11 protein-coding genes and 1 riboswitch are annotated in these 21,617 nt (G+C 39.6%); of the genes, 9 read left to right on the forward strand and 2 right to left on the reverse strand.

Annotated features, from left to right (window positions below; translation table 11 throughout):
• Window positions 1-278: 278 nt before the first annotated feature.
• Window positions 279-1,547, reverse strand: a complete 1,269-nt coding sequence (locus AC07VK_RS03735) for a peroxiredoxin family protein (protein ID WP_492958421.1) — start codon at window positions 1,545-1,547, stop codon at window positions 279-281.
• A gap of 136 nt (window positions 1,548-1,683) precedes the next feature.
• Window positions 1,684-1,790, forward strand: a riboswitch (SAM riboswitch).
• Window positions 1,791-2,113: 323 nt separating this feature from the next.
• On the opposite strand from AC07VK_RS03735, the gene AC07VK_RS03740 reads away from it, so the two are divergent.
• Together AC07VK_RS03740 and AC07VK_RS03745 are read left to right on the forward strand one after the other, a co-directional pair.
• Window positions 2,114-5,281, forward strand: coding sequence for a SusC/RagA family TonB-linked outer membrane protein (locus tag AC07VK_RS03740; RefSeq protein ID WP_492958423.1), 3,168 nt, complete (start codon window positions 2,114-2,116; stop codon window positions 5,279-5,281).
• Between the two features lie 10 nt (window positions 5,282-5,291).
• The gene (locus AC07VK_RS03745) at window positions 5,292-6,728 is read left to right on the forward strand and encodes a SusD/RagB family nutrient-binding outer membrane lipoprotein (protein WP_492958425.1); all 1,437 of its coding nucleotides are present in this window, start codon (window positions 5,292-5,294) and stop codon (window positions 6,726-6,728) included.
• A gap of 184 nt (window positions 6,729-6,912) precedes the next feature.
• Here AC07VK_RS03745 and AC07VK_RS03750 read toward each other — a convergent pair whose 3' ends face one another.
• Window positions 6,913-7,113, reverse strand: coding sequence for a YtxH domain-containing protein (locus AC07VK_RS03750; RefSeq protein WP_492958427.1), 201 nt, complete (start codon window positions 7,111-7,113; stop codon window positions 6,913-6,915).
• 359 nt (window positions 7,114-7,472) lie between these two features.
• Here AC07VK_RS03750 and AC07VK_RS03755 point away from each other — a divergent pair, with 359 nt between their 5' ends.
• The 7 genes from AC07VK_RS03755 to AC07VK_RS03785 all read left to right on the forward strand — a co-directional run bounded on the left by AC07VK_RS03755 (window position 7,473) and on the right by AC07VK_RS03785 (window position 21,586).
• A complete protein-coding gene (locus tag AC07VK_RS03755; protein ID WP_492958429.1) occupies window positions 7,473-8,495 on the forward strand; it encodes a GntR family transcriptional regulator in 1,023 nt (340 codons plus the stop codon).
• 787 nt (window positions 8,496-9,282) lie between these two features.
• Window positions 9,283-12,534, forward strand: coding sequence for a SusC/RagA family TonB-linked outer membrane protein (locus AC07VK_RS03760; RefSeq protein WP_492958431.1), 3,252 nt, complete (start codon window positions 9,283-9,285; stop codon window positions 12,532-12,534).
• Window positions 12,534-14,465 (forward strand): RagB/SusD family nutrient uptake outer membrane protein, encoded by a 1,932-nt coding sequence (locus AC07VK_RS03765; protein WP_492958433.1) that lies wholly within the window; start codon window positions 12,534-12,536, stop codon window positions 14,463-14,465. Before AC07VK_RS03760 ends, AC07VK_RS03765 begins: the two co-directional genes overlap by 1 nt.
• A 97-nt stretch (window positions 14,466-14,562) precedes the next feature.
• Window positions 14,563-15,801 (forward strand): DUF5000 domain-containing lipoprotein, encoded by a 1,239-nt coding sequence (locus AC07VK_RS03770; protein ID WP_492958435.1) that lies wholly within the window; start codon window positions 14,563-14,565, stop codon window positions 15,799-15,801.
• Window positions 15,802-15,828: 27 nt separating this feature from the next.
• Entirely contained in the window at window positions 15,829-17,049 is a 1,221-nt protein-coding gene (locus AC07VK_RS03775; RefSeq protein WP_492958437.1) for a DUF4998 domain-containing protein, read from the forward strand.
• Between the two features lie 153 nt (window positions 17,050-17,202).
• The gene (locus AC07VK_RS03780) at window positions 17,203-19,536 is read left to right on the forward strand and encodes a glycoside hydrolase family 95 protein (RefSeq protein ID WP_492958439.1); all 2,334 of its coding nucleotides are present in this window, start codon (window positions 17,203-17,205) and stop codon (window positions 19,534-19,536) included.
• A gap of 151 nt (window positions 19,537-19,687) precedes the next feature.
• Window positions 19,688-21,586 carry an alpha-amylase family protein gene (locus tag AC07VK_RS03785; RefSeq protein ID WP_494939778.1) on the forward strand — a complete coding sequence of 633 codons (1,899 nt, stop codon included), beginning with the start codon at window positions 19,688-19,690 and terminating at the stop codon, window positions 21,584-21,586.
• Window positions 21,587-21,617 lie beyond the last annotated feature (31 nt).

Genomic DNA, 21,617 nt, shown 5'->3' on the forward strand with positions numbered 1-21,617 from the left:
CCCCCTGTTAAATAAACCTTATTGAAGCGGCTATCCTTTTTGTCGCAAGACTAATTGTTTATGTGATTCATTCACAAAAAGATAGAAGCGAAAAGAAGGACTGTCCACACCGAAAAGCACTGCACCTGCTTTACAAAAACGATACATTATGAATTATTATTTACTATTTGGAGCGGCTTGCCTGTGCTACTATTTAATTTGCCACGGAAGCACGGAAATCACGGAAGTTCTATTTCGGTTGGTGAGACACCAACCGATAAGAAATTAAGGTACTATGCCTATTTCTTCAGTAACGTATCAATCTCAGTATTAAATTCTTTCACAAATTCATCATAAAATTTACCGGTTGCCGGACCGTTAAAGCCCGTATGGATCTGCGCTACATTGCCCTGATTATCAATAATTATCGTGGTTGGGAATGATAAAAAAGAATCGAGTGCAGGCAACGATTCAGATACCACCTGCTTATCGGCAGTACCTGCAATAACCTGATCGTATTCAATGCCAAAACGTTCGCGGAAACGTGTCATCACCTTTTTTGCATATTCGGGTTCGGTTGAGCGCTCATAATGCAAAGCAATAATTTCTACACCACGTTTCTTGTTTTCTTTATACCAGGGTGCAATAAAAGTAGCTTCGTCAACACAATTTGGGCACCAGCTTCCGGTTATGGTTAAAATCACCACCTTGTTTTTATATTTTTCATCCTTTAACGAAATCTTTTTGCCGTTTACATCAGGAAAACTAAAATCAAGCGTTTTGTATCCTTTTTTCAGGTAGGTAAGTTTGTAAGGATCGGGCAGGGCAGCATCTTTATTTTTAGTTCCGGTAAGAGGCTGGCTTCCCCTTGCACCTAAAATTTCGCCTGTTAATGAGCCATCTGACTGAAAAGTTCCTTTGTAATAGGCAGGAGAGGAGCCAATAAAGCTCGAAAGTTGAAATTCATTTCCTTCCACTACACCTTCCAGATAACGCGAATCGCCTGTTACACGTAGAAAAGTGCCGGTAAGTTTGTTTCCGCTTTGCTTAAATAAACCTACTGTTTTTTCTTCCTTACCATTTGGCGATTTAAAAACTACATCATAACTGCCAGAATAATCTGCCGTTGCAGGTTTACCTGTTGTTTTAAAACGGTAATTTTTCCTTTCAGCAACAATTACCAAAGGTTTGCCAGCTTTATCCTGTTTCCTTAATGTACCTGTTAATTGGTCTCCATCTATCGCAAATGCGAATTCATTATCAAACTGATCAAGTTTTACAAAAAGCGAATCGGCCGTTTGTTTTACAAGGCCACCTTCGAAACTTTCTTCAGCATTGCGGAAATATAATTTCTGCTGACCGCTTTTTTCATTGATCTCGAAATTAAAAGGAATTTCCAGACCTTCCTTTACCTTGGCTATTCCACGCCAATTGCCGAGGGCAACAAAGGCTTTAGATTTTATTTTGTTGAGTTTTACTACCTGATTGGGTAAAGTATTATGTTCCTGGGCATAGATAAAAGTTGTTGATATAGCCAATATGGCTATTGAAAGGGATTTAAGTTTCATTGGGATGTGTATTGACGACTAAATTAGTAGACAAAGATATGGATGTAATTGGGAAAGAAAAAATTTTTCAATAAAAATCTATAAAAACTATAGGATAAATGGAATTAATTATACCTTTGCAGCAGTTATTTTAAAATACTTATCAAGAAAGGCGGAGGGAATGGCCCTATGAAGCCTTAGCAACCATCTAATTTTTAGAAATGGTGCTAATTCCATCTCAGATGAATCTGGGGTAGTTAAGTCAGTTGATTGCGTTATCCTTATAAGAATATATGGAGCACTTCTGATTTATGGGGGTGCTTTTTTTTTGCCCCGATGCAAGCTTGATAAGTAAATACGGTTTAAAGAAAATTATTCAAATGAAAAAAACAGACGAGCTAAAAGCCATTAATGCACACCTTAATGCATCCTTCCGAATGCGCATGCCCTGTTAAAATCGCTCCATTTTAACAGGCTTCTTTAGGCTAACCATTCCTTTTTATTTTTTTTAAAACAATACGTTTTAGTCGTAGTGGAATTGTTTTGCCCAAAAATATTATCCCTTTTTAACTAATTAACTACACAATATGTTTAAAAATTTAAAATCAATAACGTTTATCCTGCTGCTCTTCCTGGCACAAAAGCTTTCTGCTCAGGATGTAACGGTTACCGGAACGGTAAAGTCGGCAGATGGCGAAACACTGCCTGGCGTTTCTGTATCAATAAAAGAAACCAGGCAAGCTACTATTTCTGATGCAAAAGGGGCTTTTTCAATTCATGCACCCGATAAGGGCACATTGATATTTTCATATATCGGTTTTAAAAGCCAGGAGATACAAATCAATAAAAATGCTGGCCCCATTTCGGTCATTCTTCAGTCAAGCGATAATGCGCTTGATGAAGTAGTGGTTACGGCTTTGGGGATTTCCAGGGAGAAAAAGTCGCTGGGTTATGCGGTTCAGGAATTGAAAGGGGACCGTGTAGCTGAAGCAAAAGAATCGAACCTGGTAAATGCACTCGCCGGAAAAATAGCTGGTGTACGGGTAACCAACAGCCAGGGAAGCATGGGCTCGTCTCGTGTGGTCATCAGGGGAGAAACGTCTATTGCTGGAAATAACCAGCCTTTATTTGTGGTTGATGGAATTCCGGTAGATAACGCTCAGTTAAACTCTGCAGGGGCAAGGGATTATGCGAATACCATTTCGGATATTAATCCGGAAGATATAGAATCGATAAGTGTGTTAAAAGGACCAAATGCCGCTGCATTATACGGCTCGAGGGCTGCTGCAGGGGTTATACTCATTAAAACCAAAACCGGTAAATCGAAAAAAGGATTGGGCATTGCCATCAACTCAAATGCAGTATTGGAAACTTTGCTTACATTACCTGTATATCAAAATGCCTTCGGTCAGGGATCGGAAGGCAAATTTAGCTATGTAGATGGTGCAGGTAAAGGCGTTAACGATGGGGTAGATGAAAGCTGGGGTCCGAAATTGGATGGTAGATTAATTCCACAATTCTATTCGAAGGGAGTGGCCGTTCCATTTGTTGCGCATCCCGATAATGTGCGCGATTTCTTTCAGACCGGATATTCATTAAATAATGGGGTATCTGTTGCAGATGCCGGCGAAAAGTATGATTACCGGATTTCATACAATAACCTGAAACAGGTTGGTATAGTGCCTAACTCTGGTCAGGGCAAAAATTCGTTTGTGCTGAATACATCATTAAAAATAACACCGAAGTTAACCTTAACTGCCAATGCAAATTATAGCAAACTTAATTCTGATAATTTACCTGGAACAGGAGGTTCAAGATCAACCAGTACCATGTTGCAGTTTACCTGGTTTGGCCGTCAGGTTGATATCAACCAATTAAAAGATTATTTGGATGAAAATGGAAAAACGTTTAACTGGAACAATAGCTATTACAGCAATCCTTATTGGGTAGCTTACGAAAATACCGTATCGCAAAACCGTAGCCGGATTATTGGAAGTTTAGCCCTGAATTATAAGATTATTGATGGACTTGATTTAAATTTCAGATCAGGAACGGATTATTATAATGATAGACGTAAAGTGCGGATTGCCTATGGAACCAACGGAACGCCTTTCGGTTCTTATACAGAAAGTGCCTTTACAGTAAGTGAAAATAATACCGATGCAACATTAAACTTTAACAAACAGTTGAATGATGATTTTAGTCTCGAATTGTTAGGTGGTGGGAACATCCGCAGGCAATATATCGAGCAGAACGATCAAAGTGCACCTAAATTGGCCATCGCAGGGCTATATACACTTAAAAATTCTCGTGATCCGCTGATTTCATCAAATAATTTATCAAGATTAAAATCTTACAGTGTTTATGCATCCGGACAGCTTGGTTTCAGGAATTACCTGTTTGCAAACATCACAGCCCGTAACGATTGGTCATCTACCTTACCAGCGCAAAATAGATCGTATTTTTACCCGTCGTTTAACGGAAGTTTTGTAGCAACAGAAGCATTTGACATTAAAAGTGAAGCGCTTAACTATTTGAAAATACGTGGAGGCTGGTCTAAAGTAGGTAAAGATGCCGATCCTTATCGTTTGATCAATACTTATGCATTTAGTGCGCCGTTTAATGCAAACCCTCAGCTTACCACAAGTAATATCGACCTTAATCCTAACCTTAAACCAGAAACTACCACTTCAACAGAACTGGGCGTTGAGGCGGTATTCTTTAACAAAAGGTTACGTTTCGATTTAAGTGCATACAATACCAATAGCTACAATCAGATTTTGGCAGCCGATGTAAGTCAAAGTACCGGATTTAGCTCAAAACTGCTTAATGCCGGAAAAATAAATAACAAAGGCATAGAAGCACAGTTGGGCATTACACCAATTAAAAAACAGTTTACCTGGGACATTGATTTCAATTTCGCTGCAAACAGGAGTAGGGTAATTGAGCTCGATGCGGAGAAATTATTAACGAATTACATTGTTGCTACCAATTCAGCGCAGGTGATTGCTACCGTTGGACAACCTTATGGATCGCTTTTTGGAACAGCCTTTTTAAGAAATGGCAATGGAAATATCATTGTAAACGCTACAGGTGCACCAGCTACAAATCCAACCAAACAGGTATTGGGAAAATATACACCAGACTGGATTGGCGGGGTGTACAATACCTTCACATATAAAGGTATAAGTTTAGGTGTATTGGTTGATGCGAGTATCGGAGGTTCTATCTACAATGGTACCTATGCAACAGGTACTTATACCGGAGTTTTAGCTTCTACGCTTCCGGGAAGAGCAGCAGAATACGGTGGTATTTCTTACTATTATCCAGATAATAAAAAGGAAAATGGCACCGTAAGGGTAAACGGAACCGCTCCGGCAGGTGTAACGGTTTATGATGACGGGATTGTTTTTGATGGCGTAACGGCTGATGGTAAACGTAATGAAAAAGTATTACCTGCCCAACAATATTATAAATCGTTCAGGAATATCGATGAAGCCAATATTTTCGATGCTTCTTACGTTAAGCTTCGTGAAGTTAAGCTTAGTTACAATTTGCCAGCAAAATGGCTCCGCCCATTAAGTTTACAAGGCGTTTCAGTATCACTTGTGGGGCGCAACCTTTGGATTATCCACCGCAATACAGTAGATATCGATCCGGAAGTAGCCTTTAATACGGGTAACGGACAGGGGTTGGAAAGTCTTTCTAACCCGAGCACACGCAGTTACGGTATCAACCTGAATGTTAAATTTTAATCTGACCATCATGAAAAATAAAAAACTATATATATTGGCCATTCTGGCAATTGCATTTTCATCTTGCAATAAAGAGCTTGATGAGGTGAATATTAATCCGAATGCACCAGAAATTCCTCAACCCGATTATTTACTTACTGGTACCACTAAAACTACAGCTGATACGTATTGGGGGGTAACCAATAATATGAACTCGAGCTTGCTTTTTGTACAACACTGGGCTAAAGTTCAGTATACAGAAGAAGATCGGTTTATCTTTTCGAACAGTAGCTTTACGGCTTTATGGTCTACTGGCTACGCACAAAGTATTGCTGGCTTTAATAAAATTATCGAACTGGGCGATGCACAAGGCAATCCAAACTATAAAGGAGTTGCACTTGTGTTAAGGTCGTGGGTATTTTTGTTACTTACCGACGCTTATGGGGATATACCATATTCACAGGCTGGAAAAATTAAACAGTTTGTTACGCCGGTTTACGATAAACAAAAGGATGTTTATTATGGTATTCTTAACGATTTAAAGACTGCTCAGGCAACTTTAGATCCAGCTTCAGGAAAAGTTATAGGTGGAGATGTGATTTATAGTGGTAATATTGCTTTATGGAAAAAGTTTGCCAATTCTTTACGCCTTCGCATCGCTTTACGCATTGCAGATAAAGAGCCGGCTAAAGCCAAACAGGTAATTGATGAAGTACAGGCTGAAGGTGGTACTTATATTAATAGCAAATCGGAGAATGCACAACTGTTCTACAGTGATTCACCTCAGCAAAATCCGGTAGCAGCCTCATTCGAAACCAGAAATGATTACCGGATCAGCAAAACCATCGTGGATAAACTTTTTGCGCTAAATGATCCCAGATTACCAGTTTATGCAAGCAAAACTGATAATGCCACGCCTCAAACGTATGTAGGCATTCCGAATGGCTCAACAAATTCAGAAGCCAGTGCAATAGGTTTGGCAAATTCTTCCAGACCAGGAACTTATTTTTTAGCACCAAAAGCACCTGCAGTGATTTTTAGTTATGCCGAACTGCTTTTTGATAGGGCAGAAGCCGCTGCAAGAGGTTTTACTACAGAAAATGCAGCTGACCTCTATAAGCAGGCCATCAGGGCATCCTTTGATCAATACAGTATAGGTGGAAGTGCGGTTGATGATTATCTAAATCAGGCTTCCGTACAATATGATGCTGGTAATTATAAAAAATCAATCGGTGAGCAGAAATGGATCGCTTTGTTTGGTCAGGGTTTAGAAGCCTGGGCGGAAAGAAGAAGGTTAGATTATCCGCAGTTAACCGCTTCAGTAAATACCGTTTTGAACGGACAGATTCCGGTACGCTTTATATATCCTGGTACAGAGCAATCATTAAACGGACAAAATTATAAAAATGCGGTAAGTAGCCAGGGTGCCGATTTATTAACCACCAAACTTTGGTTTGATGCTTTTTAAATCCGATAGTGGTAAAAATGGTGTCAGATGCTGCCCTCAGACACTGCTGGTGTATAGTGGTGTCAGATGTTGCCATCTGACACAGAAAACAAAAACGTCCCGGTTTAAATCGGGACGTTTTTGTTTGAAATTTTTAAAGAAAGAGGTATCTTGTGTATTGGAGTTCCTGCTTTCTTCCAGGTATTCATCTGGCTAAATCTTCGGCAGCATTACTTGCCCTGGTTTTCAGGTCTTCGGTATATCCTTTTGCTTTATCTACCCATTCTGGAGCTTTATCTAATAGTTCATCAACTATCGATTGTCCGGTAATTGGATCTTTCTTTGTGATATATTTTACGCCAGCATAAACTGCGGCGCCAATAATTGCTGTTTTTAAAATTCCCATGTTCTTTTCTTTTTTATTAGTTAAACATTTTGAGTTCGTTAAAAGTTTTAGACGATTTACGATAGCTGTTGTTACAAATGCCTTTAGTTGAAGTTGCAATAATCTTCCTGTTTTTTGCCACGGAAACACGGAACCACAGAAAAATACCTCCGTGATAATTTGCGTCTCCGGGGCAACTAATTATTGGTTCATGTTAGTGAGATACCAACCGATAGCCCGAAGGTGGTCTGTGAGGACACAGACCACGGGGGGGACCAGTAACCAGGCATAAAATTTTTTTACCAATAATCTCTATTAAATTTATATATTTCGAGCAAAATTACCTTAACCTAAATCGATTATAAACTAAATGAAGTTGCATGAATAAAGAAAAGCTGTTCATTGAAATCAAGAATTTGAGCATTATAAATTCTTTATCGAAACACGAACAACTTGTTCAGGGAATCATTAATGGCCTAAACCATAAACTGATTGCTAAGGGAGATATTCTGCCTTCAGTTAACGAAATGATGAGGGAAACAGGTTTTGCCAAAGAAACCATCGGCAAGGCCTATAAAGAACTCATTAGCAGAGGCATTTTAGAATCGAAAAACAGAAGAGGTTATTTTGTGGCAACCGATGATACTGAACAACACCTTAAGATTTGTTTATTAATTTATGCGTTCGATACCTTTCAGGAAACTTTTTACCAGAACTTCCGCGACCATTTAGGCGAAAATATTCAGGTTGATGTATATTTCCACCACAATAATTTAAGTGTTTTCGAATCGATCATCAACAGCAATAAAGGGCAGTATGGTTTGTACGTTATTGCACCAATAGAAAGTAACGAAGCCAAAGAAATACTAGAACAGTTACCAAAAGAAAAACTGCTGATCGTGGATCGCTATGTTGCGCTGAAGGGCGAGTATTCTTACATCGTTCAGGAGTTTGAGAAAGCTTCTTATAATGCTTTTTTGCAACTGGCACCCCGTATAAAAGAGTTTTCGGAGTTTGTTTTCTTTTTTAAACCATCGTCCGCAGAGCCCAATGAAGTACTGGTTTCATTTAAACGTTTCATAAAAGAGTTTAAGATTAATGGTGTAATTAAAAACAGTTATGAATCTGGCAGTATTGCACCCGATAAGGTTTATTTTACTATCCACAACCTCGAACTTTGGGCAATGTTAAAAGATGCCAAGGTAAAAGGATTAAAGGTGGGCAAAGATTTAGGTATTCTATCGCATAATGATGATAATGTGAAAGAGATCATATTTGACGGGATTACTACATTTTCAATCGATTTTGCGCATATGGGCCGCCTGGCCGCCGAATTTGTACTCAGTTTGAAACCCATAAAACATATTATGGAGAATAAACTGATGAGAAGGAATTCACTTTAGTGTAAACTTCGCAGCAACAGCTGTTCTTAAATTCATACTTCTAAACTGGCCAATCTTATCAACAGCTTAGAAGTTTCTAAATTACATCACGATTTTCTTTTAATTTGGAAATGAATGGACTGTGGTTTTTGGCTAATGTAGTCCTGCCATTCGCTTTACTTCGTTGCACTACGTGTTCGCTGCTGTCAGGTTTATAATCGAAAGGTCTGCTCCTTGTATGTTGCCACAAGCACCAGCACTTTGTTGCTACGCGATCGCAGTGGTTCTGGTTCTTCACTGGAAATAACGGTGAAAGGGGCTGAAAACTACCAAAAAGGGCAGAACCGGTCATTTCCAAAACATTAAGGAGAACAACTTATTATTCATTTTTAGACAGCCACTGATGTGCTGATTCAATCCTGCTGATTATTCTTAAACGATTTATTTTTAGAAAGTTGGAATATTAAATTTTTTGGTTTATAATTGTATTCGGAAATAGTAGGATAGGATAGGATAGGACAAAAAGGTGATTTGCTTGCATTTAAGCGCTTAGTTTCGTTTATATATGCGAAACAATTAAATGAGCTTTTGTAATAATTGTTCCAGTCCCGATTACATTTTCATTAACCAAATAACCAAAAAATATGAGAAATTTTACAAATTACTTTACAGGAAAGCAATTTCTTTCTTTCATGATCGCTAAATGGCGACCAGCAGATCTACAAAATCTTAAAGGGCACTAATACTGCTGTCTACTTACATCTATCTTAAATAGTTTTAATTCACTCATTTAAAAGCTAATTAGCAAATGAAGCAATTATTTTTGTTTTGTGGGCACTTATCGGTGCCCAACAGGTTAAGAAATGCAATGGTATTGACGGGTTCGATTCTTGTATTCTTCCTGATTTTTATACCCAATAAAGGTTTTTCTCAAACGGGAAAGAAAACCATTACGGGTAAGGTTACAGATACGCTTGGGGTAGGGTTGCCTGGGGTAACTGTAGCAGTGGTAAACAAGGTTAATGTGGGTACACAGACCGATAATAATGGAAAGTTTGTACTCGATGTAACACCTGGAGAAATACTGAGATTTTCATATGTAGGATACAGGGAGCAAAGGGCAACAGTTGGTGCAGCCAATGTGCTGAACATTAAATTAACTGAAGAAAATATGCTGTCAGAAGAGGTAGTAATTACCGCGCTAGGGCAGAAACAACGTAAAGAAGCATTGGTAGGTTCTGTTACTACCGTAAAAGTGGGTAACCTTAAAATACCGTCTAGTAACCTTACAAACGCCCTTTCAGGTCAGATAGCGGGGGTAATTGGTTATCAGCGCAGTGGGCAGCCAGGGCAGGATAACTCGCAGTTTTTTATCCGTGGGGTAACTACTTTTGGTTATAAACAGGATCCGCTTATTTTAATCGATAATGTAGAGCTTAGTGCTTCAGACCTTGCCCGCTTACAGGTTGATGATATTGAAAGCTTTTCTATCCTGAAAGATGCAAGTGCTACCGCATTATACGGTGCAAGGGGTGCAAATGGCGTAATTTTAGTCAGCACGAAATCAGGTAAAGAAGGTAAAGCCAAAATAAGCTTCCGATTAGAAAACTCTGGTTCTCAATCGGTAAAGAGTTTACAACTTGCCGATCCAATTACGTATATGAAGCTTTTTAACGAAGCTGCTATTGGCAGAGGCATGGATCCGATGTTTACACCTAACCAGATTATTAATACACAGGCTACAATAAATAAAAGTCCTGGTTATAATGAATACGTTTATCCGGCCGTAGATTGGTTAGATATGTTATTTAAAAAACGGACCAGCACACAAAGGGCTAATATTGGTATTAGCGGTGGTGGTGGCGTTGCCCGCTATTACATTGCAGGTTCTTACAATTTAGATAATGGTATACTTAAAGAGGATGAGCGGAATAACAACGATAATAATGTGAAATTCCGTAATTACCAATTACGCTCAAACATTAACATCGATTTAAGTAAGACCACCGAAATGGTGGTGCGCCTATCGGGTAATTTTAGTGAATATAATGGTCCTTTGGCAACAGACGGCGGTTTTTCTACCGATTTATATAATATTGCGGTACACACCAGTCCGGTTTCGTTTCCTGCATTTTACCCTGCCGATGCGGCCAATCAAAACGCACAACATATTTTATTTGGAAATAGAGGTGGGGCGGGTGTAAACAGTATTTTAGACAATAATCCTTATGCTGCGATGTTACGCGGACATAAAAATTCGTCTGAATCGCGTATGTCAGCACAATTTGAAGTCAATCAAAAATTAGACTTCTTTACCGAAGGCCTTTCATTTAAATCTATTTTTAGCACCAACAGATACTCTTATTTCGATTCGCAAAGAGCATATTCTCCATTTTATTATAATATAGGTTCTTACGACAAGCAGAGCAATACCTATGTTTTAAACTGGCTTAATTCATCTGTAACGGGCGGTGCACCGAATATTGCGCAAGAATACCTGTCGTATAATCCAGGTAATACCAATATCAATACTTTTTTATATGCACAGGCATCATTAAATTATGATAAAGCTTTTGGTAATCATAATGTTAGTGGTACTTTAATTGGTACTGCGCAACAAACGGTGTACAGCAATGCCAGTTCCTTACAGAATTCGCTTCCTTACCGGAATTTAGGTTTAGCCGGACGATTAACTTATTCGTATAAAAGCAGATACTTTTTAGAATCTAATTTCGGCTATAATGGATCTGAAAGGTTTTCAGAAGACCATCGTTTTGGCTTTTTCCCAACCATTGGTGCCGGATGGGTGCTTTCTAACGAAAAATTTTGGACTGGTGGAATCGCCAATGTGGTTAACCGCTTAAAATTAAGGGGTAGTTATGGTATTGTGGGTAACGATGCCATTGGTGCGCAGCGTTTCTTCTATATCTCTGAAGTGAATTTAAACGGTGGAGGAAATTATGCTCAATTTGGGTTTAATGGCGCCTCTAACCGTAGTGGAGTATTTATAAACAATTACGAAAATAAAGATGTTACCTGGGAAACATCACAACAAACCAATTTAGCATTAGAAGCTACGCTTTTTAAAAACTTAAATTTAATTGCCGAGGTATATAATAATTATCGCTACGATATTTATATGGGCCGTGCCAACCTGCCTAGTACACTTGGTTTAGAAGCCAGTGTAGGGGCAAATGTTGGTGAAGCCAGATCCAGAGGGGTTGATTTATCGTTAGATTATAAGTTTAATGTAAATGCATTTTCTTTCGCCGTACGCTCTAATTTAACTTTTGCTAAAAACAAATACATTAATTATGAAGAACCACAATGGGCCGAGTCTTATCGGTACACCACAGGGCAGCCGATTAGCCGAAACTTTGGTTACATTGCCGAGCGTCTGTTTGTTGATGATAAAGAAGTACAGAACTCGCCAACGCAAATTTTCTCAGCAAACGGTAAAGCGCCAAGAGCCGGCGATATTAAATACCGCGATTTAAATAACGATGGTAGAATCGATGATGCTGATAAGGCTTATATCGGTTTCCCTCAATCTCCTGAAGTGGTATATGGTTTCGGTTTCAGCTCATCGTACAAGGGTTTCGATCTTTCTGCCTTTTTTACCGGACAGGATAGGATGACCTTCTTTATCGACCCAACCCGGGTGAGTCCTTTTGTGCCTAGTAATCAGCAGTATATTTTAGGAAATACGCAATTATTGAAAGATTTTGCAGATAACCACTGGTCGCCTGAAAACCAGAATTTATATGCACTTTATCCAAGGCTTGCTGTTAATGCTGCCGATTTAGAAAACAATGCACAAACCAGTACCTGGTGGATGAGAAACGGACGCTTAATGCGGCTAAAATCTGTAGAACTTGGATATACCCTGCCTCAGCGCATTTCTACTAAAATAAAGCTGAATTCCTGCCGGATTTATTTCAACGGGCTAAACCTGCTTACCTGGAGTCCTTTTAAAATGTGGGACCCAGAGCAAGGTGGAAACGGTTTTGCCTATCCAATACAAAAGGTATTCAATGTTGGTCTTAACGTAACCTTATAATGAAAACGATAAAAAAATATTTTAAATACAGTTGCATTGTTTTAATGCTTTGCAGCTTTGTATCCTGTAAAAAATATCTTGATGTAACGCCTGATGATATTGGTACGCTCGATTATGCCTTTAGAAACAGAAACGAGGCCGAAAACTACCTGTACTCGTGTTATGCCTATCTGCAACGGATGAACGATGTGGCTTCAAACCCAAGCTTTACCACTTCTTCAGAATTGATTTATTCAAATACACTTGATAATTTCCAAGGTTTTAACAGAACAGGTTTTAATTTATTAAGAGGAACACAAACTGCAGCAAAACCGGGCTTAAACACTTGGGATGGTGAAGAAGGGAGTTATAGCCTTTGGCGCTCCATCAGAATCTGTAACATTATGCTCGAGAATATCGATAAACCTATTGATTTAGGTGCTGCAGAAAAGAAACGCTGGACCGCTGAAACCAAATTTTTAAAAGCCTACTATCATTATGTGTTATTTAAAATGTATGGCCCAATACCGCTGATTAAAACTAATTTAGCCATAAACAGTACTACTGATGAGGTAAGGATAAAAAGAGCTCCGGTAAACGAGACAGTAGATTATATTGTTTCGCTGTTAGATGAGGCTATTCCTGATCTGCCCGCTGTTATTACCAGTCAGGCAACCGAATTGGGCCGGGTAACCAGTGTAATTGCACTTTCGGTAAAGGCCGATGTATTAACTACAGCAGCAAGCCCGCTTTTTAACGGTAATCCTGATTATGTGAGTTTTAAAGATAAAGATGGTGTTAGCCTTTTCCCTGCGGCTTACGATGCCCAAAAATGGAAAAAAGCTGCTGATGCTGCAAAAGTTGCCATTACTGCCGCTGAAGCACAAGGGATTAAATTGTATACCTTCAGCTCACCATCAACAGTTGGCAAATTGTCCGATTCGTTAAAAAGAGAATTAGATGTACAGAATGCTGTTGCAGAAAGATGGGAGTTGAATTCCGAAATCATATGGGCATCAAACCCTGAATTTAATTATCAAGGATTTGCAACGCCTAGACTTACCGCTAAATCTGCCGTTAATAATTTTTCCAATCCTTCTACTTTTTCGGCCCCAATAAGTACACAAGAACTTTTTTACACGGTTAATGGTGTGCCGATTACTGAAGATAAAACCTGGGATTATGCGGGCAGGAATACCATTAAAGTTGGCGATAATGCCAGCAGGTATTACATTCAGCAGGGGTACGAAACCATAAAAGGCCATTTTGCCCGCGAAACGCGTTTCTATGCAGATATTGCTTTTGACGGAGGTATCTGGTTTGGAAATGGAAGGAATAATCAGGACGATCCAGCTAATCCTTTATATTACGTATCAGCAAGAGGTAGCGGCTTTGCAGCACCAAGTGATAACATCAGGTTAAATATTACAGGTTATTGGCCTAAGAAACTGGTAAGCTACGCATCAGTTTATGATGATGGTTTCCAGCCTTCAGCCTTCCGCTTGCCGTTAATTAGATTGGCAGGTTTATATTTACTCTATGCAGAAGCTTTAAATGAAGTGAACGGGCCTACGGCAGAAGTATTTACTTATGTAGATAAAGTAAGGCAAAGAGCGGGTTTGCAAGGGGTACAGGCCTCGTGGACAAATTTCGCCAAAAACCCGAATAAATTTAACACCAAAGAAGGTTTGAGACAGATTATTCATCAGGAAAGAAGAATTGAGCTTTGTTTTGAAGGCCAGAGCGGTTGGGATTTAAGAAGATGGAAAGAACTTCAGGCAGTTTTAAATAATCCGATACAGGGCTGGAGCATAAACAATGCAGAAGCCGTTAATTACTATCGTCCAACTACACAGTTTATTCCGGTGTTTGGCTTAAAAGACTATTTATGGCCGATTAAAAGCTACGACCTGGTGGTAAATCCAAACTTAGTTCAAAACCCTTATTGGTAGTTTAAAATATTTAAAGAAATGAAACCATGGTGTAGTTTAAGCAATAATTGTTGTTCGCATGCACCATCGCTTCATCAACGTTGAAAATAAATTCAAAATGATGAAAAATATTAAAAATAGTATTTACCTAATCTTTATCGTTTCTGTTTTAGTCAGCTTTGCTGCCTGCAAAAAAATGGAAACCTATAACGATCCAGCTTCTTCAGATATGACCAAGCCTGGAGTGGTAACCAACATTAAAGTTGATAATTTTAATGGCGGCGCATACATTACCTATTCTTTGCCCAACTCAAAAAACCTATTGTATGTATTGGCGCAGTATAAAATAAATGGAGTAACTACACGGGAAACAAAATCGAGTTATTATTCTGATTCTATTATGGTAGATGGCTTTGCAAAAAAACAGGGTTACGATGTTACTTTGTACGCGGTAAGCAGGGCAGAGGTTAAGTCAGATCCTGTTGTGGTAAAGGTAAACCCCGATACGCCACCATATCTGCTTTTAAAACCAACAATTAATGCCGAGGCTGATTTTGGAGGCATAAAAATTACCGGAACTAATCCCTTAAAAAATAATCTGGGGATCATTCTGCTAAATGTTGGCGATAATAATACTTCCGATGTTATTGATCAGCATTATGGCAAAACCGAAATTTTCGATTATTCTGTTAGGGGTTATGCACCTGTTGCTAAAAAGATTGGTTATTATGTAACAGATAATTTTGGGAACATTTCGGATACGACCTATAAAACTGTTACTCCATTTTTTGAGACCTTGCTGGATAGAGGTAAGTTTTTTCAGTACAGACTCCCATCTGATGGGGTAATTGCCTATGGCTGGGATCTTCCTTATTTGTGGGATGGTAAAACAGACGGTAACTCGAACGGATGGCATACAGCACCAGGTGGGGCAATGCCAGCAATAGCAACATTTGGTTTGGGTATCAGTGCAAAATTAAGCCGTTTTATTTTATGGGAAAGACCAGACGGGGGAGACAAATTTGCTTACGGACACGGAAATCCAAAGGTATTCTCCATTTGGGGATCTGATGTAGCTGTTCCACGCGATGCGCAACTGCCTTTGTCTGCACCGGTTGGTACGGTTATAGGCGATTGGATAAACATGGGCAATTATAACTACCCCAATCCGCCTTCGGGCTCAGCACCCGTTGCACATACCACCGCCGATAATGATTTTGTAAAAGCAGGTGTAAGTTTCAATTTTCCGCTAACCAACCCTAAAGTCCGCTACATCCGTTTATCGGTAAGCACCACTTGGTCTAACGGTACTTTTGCGCATGCCATGGAAATGGCCTTTTATGGCGACCCAAGATAATTAATATAAGAAGTTAAATTTTCGAACATGAAAAGTATATATAAAATTAGCGGTTTGTTATTGCTGTTGGTTACAGTAATACTGAGCTGTACCAAAGATGATCTTGCTTTTAAAGATTTTTTAAAAGATGGGGAGATTATTTACCCAGGCCGTGTGGCCAATATAGTTACCAAACCTGGTAATTTAAGAACTGCATTATGGTGGAATCCAAGTCCCGACCCAAGTGTAAGTAAATATGTGGTTTATTGGAATAACAACGCCGATTCGGTTGTGGTTACGGCCAGCAGTCACAACCCAACAGATACGATAAAAGTGGTTATTCCGAATTTGAGCGAGTATACCTATACTTTTACTATCTATTCGTATGATGCTCAGGGGCATAAATCTATCCCCATAGAGGCAAGAAATGTGCGGGTTTTTGGGCCATTATACCAGTCTGGCCTATTAAACAGGCCTTACAATGCCAGCACACCATACGTGATAAACAGCAATGGCTCAGTTCAGCTAAATTTTAAGACTCCCGATACCATCAATGTAAATACGGTAATCAGGTACACCAATACAACAGGTACGAGTGTAGATAAAACGCTTTTACCGGCTGATACCGCTATTACACTTACAGATTATAAAGCCGGAACAGATATTACCTATAAGTCTTCTTACATTCCGGGGAAAGGCTCGCTGGATGTATTTTCGGTAACTGATTTTTCTACCTTCCCTAAAATTTTCACTTACGTACTGTGCGATCGCTCGCTTTTTAGCGAAGTGCGTTTGCCAGGTGATGCGCCAACTTACGAATCGGGTACGAGCATTAGTAAACTTTGGGATGGAAGTGTAGGACCGCAGGGCTATCCAAATATTTTCCATAGTGCAGGTAACAGTGGCATGCCACATGTAATTACTTTCGATTTAGGTAAAGTGTATACCAATTTATCACGGGTTGAAGAAACCGGAAGAGATTGTTGCAATAATCCGGATCGTTTTGAGGTTTGGGGAATAGCCGATTTAACCAACGCCACAACTACTTTATCGGCCAGTAATAATGGTTGGCCAGCTGAAGCCACAAGTAAGGGATGGATACTTTTAAAAGATGTAACCAGAAGCGATGATGGCAAAAATGCAATAACTGCTGAACTGGATAATGCAGGGAAACCAATTCGTTATATTCGCATCAGGATTAAACATGTAACCACTGGTGATGGAAATTATAGCAATATGAGCGAAATCAGGTTCTGGAATAAACAGTAATGTCGTCATCTCGACTGAAACGCAGTGGAATGGAGAGATCTGTCTAGGCAGATTTCCCCACTTTGTTGCACCTGATAGCTATCGGGTCCGCTCGAAATGACGATCCCCACAACCGGATCCAATTGATATAGTACAACAACACACAAATGAAAAATGTATAAAAAGCAACTTATTATTATTACACTATGCTCATTTTTTATCGGTAAAAATGCCACTGCCCAGCAGAAACCTTTAACATTATGGTACGATAAACCGGCCAAAATCTGGGAAGAAACCCTTCCTTTAGGTAATGGTAAACTCGGTATGACACCAGATGGCGGTATTACCAGGGAGAATATTGTATTGAACGACATTACCTTGTGGAGTGGCGGAAAACAAGATGCCAACAATTACGAAGCCTACAAAAGTTTGCCCAAAATCAGGCAGCTGATATTGGAAGGTAAAAACGATGAGGCTCAGGAGTTGGTTAACCGCGATTTTGTTTGTAAAGGGCAGGGATCCGGTGGCGCAAACTGGGGTAAATATCAAACCCTTGGAAACCTTCAGCTCGATTTTGATTATCCAGGTGTAAAAGACCTAAGCGCACAAGCATATAAAAGATCTTTATCATTAGATAAAGCTGTTGCCGTGGCCGAATTTACGCTCAATGGCGTAAAATACAAAAGGGAGTATTTCTGCAGTTTTGATGATGATGTAAATATCATCCGCATTACAGCCGATCAAGCTAAAAAACTAAATTGTAATATTTCCATCAGCAGACCAGAAAAAGCAACATTAGCCAGCGAAGGCAATGAACTGCTGATGTTTGGCCAACTCGATAATGGCACTGATGGTAAGGGGATGAAATACCTGAGTCGTGTGAGTACCAAACTTAAAGATGGTACGGTAACAAGCGAAGGGAACGTTCTTAAAGTGAAAAATGCAACCGAACTGATTATTTACGTTGCAGCAGAAACCGATTTTAAACATACCGATTTTGAAGCGAGGGTAAAACAAGTTTTACAAAACGCGAAAAAGAAGGCCTACAGTTTGCAACTGGCCAATCATACCTCAAATTTTGGTAAACTCTTCAACAGGTTAAAAATCAATTTAGGCGAAGGCGAAGCAGCCAAACTGCCAACAGATGTAAGGTTAGAACGTTTTTACAAAGATTATAAAAATGACGTTTCACTTAGTGCTTTGTTTTTTCAGTTCGGTCGTTATTTAAGCATCAGCAGTACAAGGGTAGGGCTTTTGCCACCAAATCTTCAGGGTTTATGGGCAAACCAGATCAATACCCCATGGAATGGCGATTACCATTTAGATGTAAACGTGCAGATGAACCATTGGGCTATTGAGCCTGCTAACCTTTCGGAGTTAAACCTTCCACTGGCAGAATTGGTAAGAAATTTAACCGGACCAGGTTCAAAAACAGCTAAAGCTTATTACAATGCCGATGGATGGATTGCCCACGTAATTACGAACGTTTGGGGCTTTACCGAACCTGGCGAAAGTGCCTCATGGGGTGCATCAAATGCAGGTTCGGGCTGGTTGTGCAGTAATCTATGGGATCATTTTGCCTATAGTCGTGATTTAAAATACTTGAAAAGCATTTATCCGATCTTAAAAGGATCAGCTGCATTTTACCAAAGTGCTTTGGTTAAAGATCCCAAAACAGGTTGGTTGGTTACTTCGCCATCGGTATCGCCAGAGAATACTTTCTACCTGCCAAACGGAAAAACAGCAAGCATTTCAATGGGGCCAACCATCGATAATCAGATTGTAAGAGAGCTTTTTAATAATGTAATTACGGCTGCTAAACTGCTTAAAATTGACGCCGCCTTTAGTGCTTCGCTGCAGGAAAAATTAAAATCTATTCCGCCAGTGGGTATAATTAGTAAAGATGGCCGTATACAGGAATGGCTGGAAGATTATAAAGAAACCGATCCGCAACACCGCCATATCTCGCATTTATATGGGGTTTATCCTGCCGGATTAATTACGCCAACATCAACACCCGCATTGGCTGAGGCGGCAAAGAAAACGCTTGAAGTGAGGGGAGATGATGGACCAAGTTGGTCAATTGCCTACAAACAATTATTTTGGGCAAGGCTACAGGATGGAAACAGGGCTTTTAAACTGTTTAGAGAAATTTTAAAACCTACATTGAGAACCGATATTAACTATGGAGCCGGGGGAGGTGTTTATCCAAATATGTTATCAGCAGGACCGCCCTTTCAGATTGATGGTAATTTTGGCGCATCGGCCGCTATTGCCGAAATGCTGATCCAAAGTCACGATGGTTTTATCGAGCTGCTCCCTGCTCTTCCTGATGCCTGGAAAGCTTTTGGCGAAATTAAAGGATTAAAAGCCAGAGGTAATTTTACCGTTGATATGAAGTGGAGAGATGGCAAGATTACATATTACAGCATTACTTCGCCCACGCCTCAAAAGGTAAAGCTAAAAATGAATGGAAAATTAACCGAAATAATGTCGACCAAACGCTAAGAAATACATGGTTTTTAAATTATTATCCAGGCATAAGTTATTCTTGATTTTCCTGGTCCTGCTATTTTCTGCGCGGTCTGCATCTGCAATCATAATCAATTATGGTCGGGCAGGAAAAATAGACTACAACCTTAAAACCGGCACTTTTCAGGTGTCAAATAGCGCTGCGCAACTATTATTAAATGGTTTTTCGCAAGCAGTATACCAGAAAAGGATACTTAGTTCGAAGGATTACTCGCAGATCAGCTACACCAAAACAGCTATTAAAGATGGTTTTGGGAAGGGTTTTAAACATGTTTTCTTGTTAAAGCAGCATGGTTTACCAACTATGCAACAGGTTTTTTGTACCTATACAGGTAAGGATTATTTTATGATCAGTCTTGCTTTACAGGGCGTTAATTTATCCATCAACCATATGGTGCCTTTAAATGGGGACTTGATCGATCAGGAGACTTCAGGCGTGCCTACCAGCTTATTTGTACCTTTTGATAACGATACCTTTATTTCTTACAATGCTGTTCCGCTAAAGGCGAACACAAGCAATCCGAGCGCGGAGGTTACGGCTTTGTATCACGATCAATCCAGAAAAGGTTTTGTAATCGGATCTATAGAACACAATAACTGGAAAACCGGAATTATTACAGCTATGGATAGCGGGAAAAAAATAGGTATTCAGGCCATTTGTGGTTATACTGAAGAAAGTATTACCCGCGATAAAATTGAACATGGTTATTTAAAAGGAAATGCGATCAGGTCATCGAAAGTATTTTTCGGTGCATTTGCCGATTGGCGATCGGGTATGGAAACCTATGCACGAGCCAACCGGATAGCAGAACCACCTATTATTTTAAAATGGAAAGCGGGAACTCCCGTGGGATGGAACAGTTGGGGCGTAATGCAAGAGAAAATAACACTCGAAAAAGCTAATCAGGTTGTCGATTTTTTTGCTGATAGCCTAAAAGCCTTTAGAAGCAATGGTGTAGCATATATCGATCTCGATTCTTATTGGGATAACCTGCTGAAAGGCGGCCTAACGGGCGATTATTCTAAACTGAAGGCATTTGCCGATTATGCTAAATTGAAAGGATTAAAACCGGGCATCTACTGGGCACCCTTTGTAGATTGGGGATTTGCTGGTGGCGGTAACCGCAAGGCGGAAGGAAGCGATTATACATTTGGCGAGATGTGGACCAAAATCGGATCAGGCTACCACGATATAGATGGTGCAAGGGCGCTCGATCCAACACATCCGGGTACCCAGAAACGTATTGCCGCAGTGATTAAAAAGTTTAAAGCATGCGGTTTTGAAATGATTAAAATCGACTTTTTAGGTCACGCTGCAATAGAATCCAATCATTTTTACGATCCGAAGGTTACTACAGGGATGCAGGCCTACAAAGCAGGCATGGAATTTTTATTAAAACAGTTGGATAATAAAATGTTGGTTTACGCAGCCATATCACCAAGTTTAGCTTCTGGACGATACATACACATGCGCAGAATAGCCTGCGATGCCTTCAAATCGATAAAAGATACCGAATATACTTTGAATAGTGTAAGCAACGGCTGGTGGCAAACTTATCTTTACGACTATATTGATGCCGATCACGTGGTATTCTCCGATCAATCTGACCAGGAAAATACAGCCAGGTTTTTATCAGCAATGGTTACGGGAACCTGCATTACCGGCGATGATTTTTCACTGCAAGGCAAATGGAACAGTACGGCAAAGCGTTTATTGAACAATGCCGAAATCCTAAACGTATTAAAAGATGGAAAGGCATTTCTTCCGGTAGAAGGGAATAGGGGGGAATCGGCATCACAACTTTTTGTAAAACAGGTTGGTAACGTGAAATATCTCGCGTTATTTAATTATAGCGATGAAGTAAAGCCTTTTACGCTTGACTTTTCGAGAATCAGTTTAAATATGGATGAAGTGTACAGCTGTCAAAATTTGATCACTCAAAAAACTGAAAACTTCAAAAATAACCAAGCTTTAAGTGTGGGCGCAAAAGATGCCATTATCTTCAAAATCATACTTAAACAATAAAATAAATCAACTACTACCTATAAACATTACC

The sequence above is a fragment of the Pedobacter sp. GW821-FHT01D05 genome, assembly GCF_059422505.1.

Bases quoted from the DNA above. Each gene is read 5' to 3' on its own strand.
- AC07VK_RS03735 (WP_492958421.1), bottom strand. From the start codon at position 1,547: ATGAAACTTAAATCCCTTTCAATAGCCATATTGGCTATATCAACAACT.
- AC07VK_RS03740 (WP_492958423.1), top strand. From the start codon at position 2,114: ATGTTTAAAAATTTAAAATCAATAACGTTTATCCTGCTGCTCTTCCTG.
- AC07VK_RS03745 (WP_492958425.1), top strand. From the start codon at position 5,292: ATGAAAAATAAAAAACTATATATATTGGCCATTCTGGCAATTGCATTT.
- AC07VK_RS03750 (WP_492958427.1), bottom strand. From the start codon at position 7,113: ATGGGAATTTTAAAAACAGCAATTATTGGCGCCGCAGTTTATGCTGGC.
- AC07VK_RS03755 (WP_492958429.1), top strand. From the start codon at position 7,473: ATGAATAAAGAAAAGCTGTTCATTGAAATCAAGAATTTGAGCATTATA.
- AC07VK_RS03760 (WP_492958431.1), top strand. From the start codon at position 9,283: ATGAAGCAATTATTTTTGTTTTGTGGGCACTTATCGGTGCCCAACAGG.
- AC07VK_RS03765 (WP_492958433.1), top strand. From the start codon at position 12,534: ATGAAAACGATAAAAAAATATTTTAAATACAGTTGCATTGTTTTAATG.
- AC07VK_RS03770 (WP_492958435.1), top strand. From the start codon at position 14,563: ATGATGAAAAATATTAAAAATAGTATTTACCTAATCTTTATCGTTTCT.
- AC07VK_RS03775 (WP_492958437.1), top strand. From the start codon at position 15,829: ATGAAAAGTATATATAAAATTAGCGGTTTGTTATTGCTGTTGGTTACA.
- AC07VK_RS03780 (WP_492958439.1), top strand. From the start codon at position 17,203: ATGTATAAAAAGCAACTTATTATTATTACACTATGCTCATTTTTTATC.